Origin of the sequence: Corallococcus exercitus (assembly GCF_003611585.1) — a bacterium.
Classification (GTDB): Bacteria; Myxococcota; Myxococcia; order Myxococcales; family Myxococcaceae; genus Corallococcus; species Corallococcus exercitus.
On the sequence record NZ_RAVW01000401.1, the window covers coordinates 1 to 8,983 of the forward strand.

General features: G+C 70.1%; 7 protein-coding genes and 1 pseudogene. 4 read left to right on the forward strand and 4 right to left on the reverse strand.

What is annotated here, in order from left to right; translation table 11 throughout:
- Positions 1-211: pseudogene (locus D7W79_RS33605) on the reverse strand (STM4013/SEN3800 family hydrolase); the annotation flags it as partial.
- 266 nt (positions 212-477) lie between these two features.
- Between D7W79_RS33605 and D7W79_RS33610 the strand changes: the two are divergent.
- Positions 478-2,778 carry a DUF8729 domain-containing protein gene (locus D7W79_RS33610; RefSeq protein ID WP_120529428.1) on the forward strand — a complete coding sequence of 767 codons (2,301 nt, stop codon included), beginning with the start codon at positions 478-480 and terminating at the stop codon, positions 2,776-2,778.
- Positions 2,779-2,985: 207 nt separating this feature from the next.
- The gene (locus tag D7W79_RS33615; protein WP_120529429.1) at positions 2,986-3,330 is read left to right on the forward strand and encodes a hypothetical protein; all 345 of its coding nucleotides are present in this window, start codon (positions 2,986-2,988) and stop codon (positions 3,328-3,330) included.
- A 19-nt stretch (positions 3,331-3,349) separates the two neighbouring features.
- Here D7W79_RS33615 and D7W79_RS33620 read toward each other — a convergent pair whose 3' ends face one another.
- Positions 3,350-4,819 carry a TraB/GumN family protein gene (locus tag D7W79_RS33620; protein ID WP_120529433.1) on the reverse strand — a complete coding sequence of 490 codons (1,470 nt, stop codon included), beginning with the start codon at positions 4,817-4,819 and terminating at the stop codon, positions 3,350-3,352.
- A 351-nt stretch (positions 4,820-5,170) separates the two neighbouring features.
- Between D7W79_RS33620 and D7W79_RS33625 the strand changes: the two genes are divergently transcribed.
- Complete coding sequence (locus D7W79_RS33625; RefSeq protein ID WP_120529430.1) at positions 5,171-6,109, forward strand: Vgb family protein; 939 nt, start codon at positions 5,171-5,173, stop codon at positions 6,107-6,109.
- A 13-nt stretch (positions 6,110-6,122) separates the two neighbouring features.
- Here D7W79_RS33625 and D7W79_RS33630 read toward each other — a convergent pair whose 3' ends face one another.
- Both D7W79_RS33630 and D7W79_RS33635 read right to left on the reverse strand, forming a co-directional pair.
- Entirely contained in the window at positions 6,123-7,598 is a 1,476-nt protein-coding gene (locus D7W79_RS33630; RefSeq protein ID WP_120529431.1) for a TraB/GumN family protein, read from the reverse strand.
- Between the two features lie 123 nt (positions 7,599-7,721).
- Positions 7,722-8,216 carry a peroxiredoxin gene (locus D7W79_RS33635; protein ID WP_120529432.1) on the reverse strand — a complete coding sequence of 165 codons (495 nt, stop codon included), beginning with the start codon at positions 8,214-8,216 and terminating at the stop codon, positions 7,722-7,724.
- A gap of 111 nt (positions 8,217-8,327) precedes the next feature.
- Between D7W79_RS33635 and D7W79_RS33640 the strand changes: the two genes are divergently transcribed.
- Positions 8,328-8,983: FHA domain-containing protein (locus tag D7W79_RS33640; RefSeq protein WP_147442176.1), on the forward strand; the 656-nt coding region annotated here is incomplete at its 3' end.

Sequence of the window (8,983 nt, forward strand, 5' to 3'; positions counted from 1 at the left end):
TGGGGAGGAAGCCCGCGAAGAAGGCCTGGTGCGCGGCGTAGGTGAAGCTCGCCGGGCTGTGCCGCTCCTCCCACCGGCCGCCGGGCAGCAGGGCGGCCAGGGTGGGGGTGCGGCCTGCTTCCAGCGTTTCGCGGGCCACGTCGTAGCGGAGCGTGTCCAGCGTGAGGAGGAGCAGGTCGTGCGTGCCGACCAGGGCGTTCAGGTCATGCATGCGGACCGGCGGGGCGGGGCGGGGACCTCATCGACGGGAGGTCCCCATACCCCGTCCGGGACGGCGGGACCACGGGCCCTGGGCCTTCAGGAAGAAGTTGCCTGAGGGTTTCCGGCCACCTCCACGCATCCCAAACCACCCGGGCCCACCTGGAAAGGACGCCCACGCCGCAAAAAGCACGCCCTGTTGCAACTGAGTGGCAAGGACTTGAAATACTGCCGTAATACGTATTACAGGTTTTTCTCATTTTGAAGGGAGTGCCCGAAATGCAGAACATGCGGAAGCGGTTCTCGACGTCTCGTGGTGGCTGGCGTCCGGTGACGGCGCTGGTGCTGGGCTGCACCCTCGCGGTTCCGGCCGGGGCGCTGGCAGTGGAGCGCACCCCTTCAGCTGCCACCCGGGCTCCGGCGGCGCCGGGCGCGGCGGTGGCGACGGCGCTCAAGGCGGGGGGCACGACCCTGGCGACGTCGGCGGGGCTGGTGTTCCACCAGACGGTGCGGCCGGTCAGCGCCCTGCGCACCCTGGACGTGGTGCAGGGCACCGGCGTGCAGCTGCACGTCTGGCGTGAGCGCCAGGCGGACGGCACGGAGCGCGCTTTCTCCGCGTACACGCGCGGCGGCACGGAGCTGCTGGGCAGCGTGCAGCAGGAGGAGTACCTCATCCGGCTGGCGGAGGCGTCGTTCGACCCGCTGGCGCGCACCGCGCCGCTGCTGGGCAACGCGCTGGTGGCGGACCGGGACAACACGCTGTCGCTGGTGCAGTTCCACGCCACGCCGCTGCCGGAGTACCGCGAAACCATCGAGAACGCGGGCGGCAAGGTGCTGCGCTTCCTGTCGGACCACACGTACCTGGTGGAGATGCCTTCGGAGGTCCGCGCGCGCGTGGCCCAGCTCCCCGCCGTGCGCTGGGTGGGGGACTACCACCCGGAATGGCGCCTGGAGCCGGTGCTGCGGGACGCGCTGCTCGGACGCGCGGCGGCGCTCGCGCCCCAGCGCTACTCCATCATGCTGGGCGAGCGCGGCGCCGCGCGGCAGGCCCGCGTGACGGCGCTGGTGGAGCGGCTGGGCGGCAAGGTGGACCTGGTGGAGCCGGGCGGTCTGCGCGTGGAGGCCACGCTCAACCAGGAGCAACTGGCGCAGCTGGTGCGCGCCAACGAGGTGCAGTTCATCGACCGCTGGGGTGGCCCTGGCGAGGTGGACATGGACATCGTGCGCGCGACGGGCGGCGCCAACTACATCGAGACGCTCAGGGGCTGGAACGGGCAGGGCGTGCGCGGTGAGGTCTTCGACACCGAGCTGCGCACCACCCACCGCGAGTGGCCCACCGCGCCCATCATCCACAGCGTGGGCACGTCCTCCGGTTCGCTGCACGGCACGAGCTGCTACAGCCACAACTTCGCCCAGGGCGTGGATCCGCTGGCCAAGGGCCTGCTGCCGGGCGGGCAGGGCATCTTCTTCCTCTACTCGGAGTCCACGCAGTTCGGCGGCACCAAGTCCCGCTACACGGCGAACCAGGAGCTGATCAACCCGAGCGGCCCCTACCGCGCGGTGTTCCAGACCTCCAGCGTGGGCAGCGCGCTGACGACGTCGTACACGACCCTCTCCGCGGAGGTGGACGACTACCTCTTCAAGGCGCCGCTGCTGAGCACGCAGTCGCAGAGCAACAGCGGCACGCGCAACTCGCGTCCGCAGGCGTGGGCGAAGAACATCGTCTCCGTGGGCGGCATCCGGCACTACAACACGCAGACCCGCACGGATGACAGCTGGTCCTCGGGCGCGAGCATCGGCCCGGCGGCGGACGGCCGCATCAAGCCGGACCTGGCCTTCTACTACGACAGCATCCGGGGCGCGTCCGGCTCCACGGACAGCAGCTACACGGAGTTCAGCGGCACCAGCTCCGCGACGCCCCAGACGTCCGGCCACTTCGGCCTCTTGCACCAGATGTGGCACCAGGGCGTGTGGGCCGGCCACGGCGGCAAGGCGGACGTCTTCACCAGCCGCCCGCAGATGGCCACCGCCAAGGCGCTGATGATCAACGGCGCGGCCCGGTACAACTGGCTGGCGGGCGGCGCGAACGCGGACATCGACCGCAACAAGCAGGGCTGGGGGACGTCCGACCTGAAGCGCCTGTACGACCGCGCCGCGAAGACGTTCGTCGTCGACGAGACGGACGTCCTCACGCCGCTCGCCACGAAGACGTACACCTTCACCGTGGCCAGCGGCGAGCCGGAGCTCAACGTCACGATGGCCTACACGGACCCCATGGGCACCGTGGGCGCGGCCTGGGCGCGCATCAACAACCTGTCCCTGCGCGTGACGGCGCCCAACGGCACCGTGTACTGGGGCAACAACGGGCTGACGGCGGGCAACGTGTCCACGGCCGGCGGCGTGTCCAACAAGGTCGACACCGTGGAGAACGTCTTCCTCACGAACCCCGCCGCGGGCACGTGGAAGGTGGAGGTCCTGGCCGAGGAGCTGGTCCAGGACGCTCGCACGGAGACGACGGCGGTGGACGCCGACTACGCCCTGGTGGTGAGCGGCGTGCAGCTCACCTCGAAGGTGCCGTAGGCGCTACCCCACCGCGCGGGCTCCGGTGTGGCCGGAGCCCGCGTGGCGCGTTGGGAACGGCGTGAAAGCGCTTGAGGTCGTGGACGAAGCTCTTCACGCTTCCGATGCTTGCTCAAGTGAAGGCGCTGCTGTTCAACACCGCGCCCTTCAATGCGCGTCTGGGGCCCTTCTGTGGCTGAGGATTCGTGGGCTCAGGAAGCGACCCGGATGGTCGAGGCGCTCAACCTCCTGACCGTCCTGGCCGCGCCCCGTCTTTTCGAGCAGTGGCGCACCCAGGCTCCGGCGGAGGAACTGCGGACGGTGCTCCAATCCCGCATGGCGGCGCTCGCGGACTCCTGCGCCAAGGCGTGGGGGAGCCCGGATGCGGAGCGCTTCAGGTCAGCAGCCGCCAGGGTGCGGAGGCTCGCAGACTCCCTGGCGACCGCTCCCACCGGCGACCTCAAGAACCCCGGATGGAGCGCCCAGGCCCGCGAGTGCCTGGACGCGATGGGAGTCCAGGCGCCTCCAGGTGGATGGGAGGCCTTTGAAGGATTGCCTCCTCAAGGAGAGTGAAGGGCCCGCGCCGTTCCGGTCAGGGCGCGGGGGCCGCGGGTTTCGCGGCGCCCTGCTGCTGGGCCACGGGCTTCGCGGCGCGCTGGAGGACGGGCAGGGACGGGCTCAGCGTGCCCAGGTAGAGCCGGCCGTGGAAGCCCGTCTCACCCGGCGCGGCGAAGAGCGCCACCTTGCGCGGCGTGTTCGGCTCCTGGCGCGCGTCCGCCGCCGGGTTGATGCCGTGCACGTCGCAGTCCACCTGCTGCCAGACGTTGAAGCGGCAGGCGTAGTGGGCCCCGCGCGCGAAGCCCACGTCCAGCGCCCGCACGGACGAGGAGGGCAGGGCGGCCGCCAGCCGGTGGCCCATGGGTTCGAACTTCGAATCCCAGCCCACGCCGCCGGTGCGCACGTGCACGTCGCCCGCGAGCACCAGCATCCACGCGTCCGGGTGCTCCTTCCGGAAGGCCAGCAGGTTCGCCGCCATCTCCGCCTCGCGCGCGTTGCCCGCCGCTCCCTTCGAGTCGAACGCCACCACGGACACGGCATGGCCCTGGGCCCGCAGGCGCCGCGCGGCCTCCAGCAGGTGGATGACGCCCGCGCTGCTGCGGCCGTCCTGATCCACGCGGCGGAAGAAGTCGCTCAGCACCAGCAGCCGCTCCAGGTCCGCGTCCGCGCCGGCGCTCGACACGTACTCATCCAGCGCGGCCTGATCCACGGACGGCACGGACAGCGCCAGCGCCACCGGCAGCTTCTTCGCCGTGGCGTCGCAGAGCATCCGCGCGGCGGCGTCCGGCAATTCGCGCGTGCCCATGGGGTCCGCCACCAGCACCGTGCCGCCGGAGGTGAGCAGCGCCTCCACGCCTTCCACGGGGTCACCGCAGCGGGGCGCCGCGTCCGGCGTCTCGGCGGTCCAGCCCGCGACCTTCACGTCGCGCACGGGGATGGACGCCTTGCCGCCCACCAGCTCCAGCGACGGCACCATCTCCAGACGCATGAGCAGCTTGCGCTCCTGGGGCATGTCGCGGAAGCCGCGGCGCAGCTTGAAGCCCTCCATCTGCGGAATGCCCTCGAAGGTCTCGTGGGCGAACACCTCGCGGAACTGGAGGTAGGCGTGGTCGTTCGCCCTCATGCTGCCCGGCTCGGGCACCTGCTCCTCGACGGCGTCATCGGCCTCGCGGTACTGGAGCCGGAAGATGCGCACGATGGACTGGCGCGGACCCACCGCTTCAGGGCGCACCAGGTAGCGTTCGAAGGTGCGGTTGCCCCGCACGTTCACGCCGATCTCCCAGGACTGGGAGTACAGCTCGTGCGTGGTGTTGTTCTCGAAGATGTCCAGGCGCTGCTCTTCCAGCAGGCGGCGCGCTACGAGCATCGCCTCGTCCAGCGGCACCAGGTACACGCGCTCCACGGTGGGGATGGGCTCCGTGTCCAGCGGATCCCTGTCCAGCCCGCGCGAGAGGCTCGCGCAGCCCGTCATGCACAGAAGTCCCAGCGTCCAATGCCACCGCATGGTCATGCCCCCGTTCGTGGACGGGGACCGCCCGGTGCGGCGCCATCCCCGGATGTCTGAGTATAGCACTCCCGGTAGGGGCATCACGCGCGCGGGTTGTAAAGGAAACACTCCAATTTGCAATTCATTGCAAGCATTCCAGTCGGACTGTCGGCAGCGACTGCTCACCCTCGCGTATCGATACATCGTTGTTCACGCGCCTCGTGGGGCAAATTGCCTCAGGAGAGACATGCTTGACCCATCTTGAGCATGAATCAGACACCTTGATAGACATTGCGAGTCTTCATCCAGCGCGATGCAACGGCTGTTCTCTCGCGCGGTGGACGACGCCCCCCTCTCCCCCGGAATGCCATGAGAAAACCTGGAAGGTTCCTCGCCCTCGCCGTCGCGCTCACCTCGCTCACCGCGCTCGCATCAGGCGGCTCGTCCGGCTCCCTTTCGACGTTTGGCCTGCCGAACGCCACCTCCCAGCCGAAGGAGATCGCGGTCGCTGCCGACGGCACCGTGTGGTTCACGGAGTCGTCGGACAGCGTGAGGCGGATCGGCCGGATCGACACGAAGGGGAAGCTCACCGAGTTCTCCATGCCGTCGGCCCCGGATCAGATTGTCGTGGGCCCGGACGGCAACATCTGGTTCACGATGGCCACGACGATCGGCCGCCTCACGCCGGCGGGCGTGTTCACCGAGTTCATTCCCCCGGTCCCGGGAGGACTGACGAGCTTTCCGAGGGACATCACCAGCGGCCCCGATGGGAACCTCTGGTACACGATGGGGTCCAAGATCATCAAGATGACGACGTCGGGCGTGACGACCGAGTACCTGATCGATACCAGCAGCAACCCGAACCCGCAGGGCATCACGGCCGGACCGGATGGCGCGCTCTGGTTCGCGGAGTACAACGCCAACAAGATCGGCCGCATCGACGTGGACGGGAACATCACGGAGTTCGGGCCCGTGGACCAGCCGAACACCGTCGGTGCCGGCCCTGATGGCAACGTGTGGTTCACCTGCCCGGCCAGTCACACCGTCGGGCGCATCACGCCCACGGGGACCATCACGCTCTTCCCCCTGGCCGGCTTCCCTCAGCCCTGGAACCCCGTGGCCGGCCCGGACGGCAACGTCTGGTTCACCGAGTACCTCGCCGGCAAGCTCGCGCGGATCACCCCGGACGGGGTGGTCACCCAGATGGCGACGGTGCCCAGCGCCTGGGGGCTGGCCCGCGGCGTGGGGAACACCCTCTGGGTCACGCACCTGGACCAGGGCAAGGTGTCCAAGTTCACGCTGCCCTGAGCCCCTCCCGGTGTCAGTGCTCGGCGTCCGCGGGCTTCGCGGCGCCTTGCGGCTGCTGGGCCACGGGCGGCTCGGCGCGCTGGATGACCGGCGGTGAGGCGTTGAGCGTCCCCACCCAGAGCCGGCCGTGGAAGCCCTTCTCGCTGGGCGCGTCGAACAGCGCCACCTTGCGCGGCGTGCCCGGCTCCTGGCGCAGCTCCGGGGTGGGGCTGAGCGCGAAGACGTTGCAGTCCACCTGCTCCCAGACGTTGAAGCGGCAGGAGAACTGCGAGCCTCGCGCGAAGCCCACCTCCAGCGCCTTCACCGGCGAGGAGGGCAGGGCCTTCGTCAGGCGCGAGCCCAGCGGCTCGAAGTCCTTGTTCCAGCTCACCGGCTTCGTGCGCACGTGCACGTCGCCCGCGAGCGCCAGAAGCCACGTGTCCGGGTTCGCCTGACGCCAGGCGATGAGGTTCTTCGCCATCTCCTCCTCGCGCGCGTTGCCGGAGGCGTTGTTGGAGTCGAACGCCAGCACCGTGACGGAGTGGCCCTGCGCACGCAGCCGGCGCGCCTGTTCGATGAGGCGCAAGAGGGCGCCGCTGCTGCGGCCGTCCTGGTACACGCGGCGCCAGAAGGAGCTGACCACCAGCAGCCGCTCCAGGTCCGGGCCGTGGCCCTCGCTGGCCAGGTAGTCATCCAGCGCGCCCTGGTCCTCCGACGGCATGGACAGCGCCAGCGCCACCGGCAGCTTCTTCTCCACCGCGTCGCAGAGCATCCGCGTGGCCACCTCCGGCAGCTCGCGCGTGCCCAGCGGATCACCCACCAGCACCGTGTGCCCGGCGGCGAGCAGCGGCTCCACGCCCTGCAGTGGCTCACCGCACTTCACGGGCGGCGGCTGGGCCGTGTCGTCCCCCCAGCCCTCCACCTGCACGGAGCGCACGGGCGCGGTCGTCCTGCCACCCACCAGCTCCAGCGACGGCACCATCTCCAGCTTCGCCAGCAGCCTGCGCTCCAGCGGCAGGTCGCGCGTGCCGCGCACCATCTTGAAGCCCTCCATGTCCGGCACGCCGTCGAAGGTGAAGCGCTCGAACGTCTTCCGGGAGAGGTACTTCTCCTCGTCCTGGATGCGCTCGTTGAGCCACTTGGGCTTCACCTCGATGTTGGTGTCCTGCTCGCGGTAGCGCAGGCGGAAGACGCGGATGACGGACTGGCGCGGGCCCACCGCCGCGCCCTTCACGAAGTAGCGCTCGAAGGTGCGGTTGCCGGGGAGGTTCATCCCGGGCTCGTGCGCGGAGGTGTAGAGCTCGTGGTGGTCCGTGCGCTCGAAGACGTCGTAGCGCTGCTCCTCGAAGACGCGCCGCATGGTGAAGAGGGCCTCGTCCAGCGGCACCAGGTACACCGTCTCCTCCGTGGGCACCTCTTCGTCCCCCGGGCCCTCGTCATGGAGGTCCTTGGTCAGGCTCGCGCAGCCGCCGACGCACAACGACAGTCCCAGCAACCAGTGAAACCGCATGACGTGATCTCCGGCCCACCCGATGTGTCCCGATGTTGCGCGTGACGGGGGTGCGACGTCCTGGCTCCCACCGCCGGGACGTCGTGAATCAGTCTACCGGGAAACGCGGGGCAAACGCGTGTGTCAGGCAGGACGGGTGGGAGCGGCTCCCTGGCCCGTGAGCGACCGGACGACATCCAGCGCCAGTTCGGCGTGCTTCTTCACCTGGATCTGCGAGTCGAACGCGTAGCGGATGGTGCCGCCCTTGTCCGCGACGAAGGTCACCCGCCCGGGCAGGAGCCCCAGGAAGTTGGTGCCCACCCCGAAGGCCTTGCGCGCCGCGCCATCCGGGTCGCTGAGGAGGCGGAAGGGGAGCCGGTGCTTGGCGACGAACTTCTCGTGGGACTCGGCGGAGTCGCTGCTGATGCCCACCACGTCCGCGCCCGCGTCGGTGAAGTCCTGGTACTGGTCCCTCAGGGTGCAGGCCTGGACGGTACATCCCGGGGAGTCGTCCCGAGGGTAGAAGTAGATGACCATCGCCTTGTCACCCAGCAGGTCGCGCAGGCGCACCGGCACGTCGCCCGGCCCCCGCAGTGTGACGTCCGGAACCGAATCCCCTTCTTTCAGCATCTTGGCCATGAAAGTCCCTCTCCTCCCGGGCGGGAGCATGGACCGCGCATGGCCTGACCCGCAAATCAATCGGGCTTCCAGGTTGCCCGGAATTCATGGGCCTGGGCATTCTTTGAGCGAATGCCGTCACGCGACCTGTTGGACACCGAGGACTCCCGCAAGGGGGCCTCCCGCGCCGCCCCGGCGGACCGGCTGTACCTGCTGCTCTTGCTGGGGAACACCTCCACGGTGGTGCCGCTGCCCCGGGAGGGCTCGGTGGTGATTGGACGGGCGGCGGGGGCGGACCTCCTGGTGGAGGACGCGTCGGTGAGCCGCCAGCACGCGAAGGTGGGCGTGGCGGAGGGCGAGGCGTTCATCGCGGACCTGGGCAGCCACAACGGCGTGCGGGTCAACGGCGAGCGCGTGCAGGGCACCCGGCCGCTGGACGGCGGCGATGTGGTGACGCTGGGCAACGTGACGCTGGTGTTCCACCGGGGCGAGCGGCCCCTGCCGGAGCGGCGGGCGCTGGAGGCGGAAGGCCTGCGCGCGCGGCTCTCCGAGGAGCTGGACCGGGTGCGCGGCTCGGGCCTGGCGGTGAGCGTGCTCGCGCTGGAGGTGGAGTCCGCGCGGGTGCCGCAGGTGGAGCTGGTGCGGGCGCTGCACGGCGCGCTGCGGTTGATGGACGGGGTGGGGCAGGTGGGAGGCACGCTGCTGGTGCTGCTGCCGGACCTGTCCGGCGAGGAGGCGGAAGCCGCGGCGGCGCACCTGGTGTCGGTGCTCACGCCGCTGGCCGGGCG

Excerpts from the sequence above, each read along its gene's own strand:
- D7W79_RS33615 (WP_120529429.1), top strand. The coding sequence starts at position 2,986 with ATGGTCGAGGCGCTCAACCTCCTGACCGTCCTGGCCGCGCCCCGTCTT.
- D7W79_RS33635 (WP_120529432.1), bottom strand. The coding sequence starts at position 8,216 with ATGGCCAAGATGCTGAAAGAAGGGGATTCGGTTCCGGACGTCACACTG.
- D7W79_RS33630 (WP_120529431.1), bottom strand. The coding sequence starts at position 7,598 with ATGCGGTTTCACTGGTTGCTGGGACTGTCGTTGTGCGTCGGCGGCTGC.
- D7W79_RS33625 (WP_120529430.1), top strand. The coding sequence starts at position 5,171 with ATGAGAAAACCTGGAAGGTTCCTCGCCCTCGCCGTCGCGCTCACCTCG.
- D7W79_RS33620 (WP_120529433.1), bottom strand. The coding sequence starts at position 4,819 with ATGCGGTGGCATTGGACGCTGGGACTTCTGTGCATGACGGGCTGCGCG.
- D7W79_RS33610 (WP_120529428.1), top strand. The coding sequence starts at position 478 with ATGCAGAACATGCGGAAGCGGTTCTCGACGTCTCGTGGTGGCTGGCGT.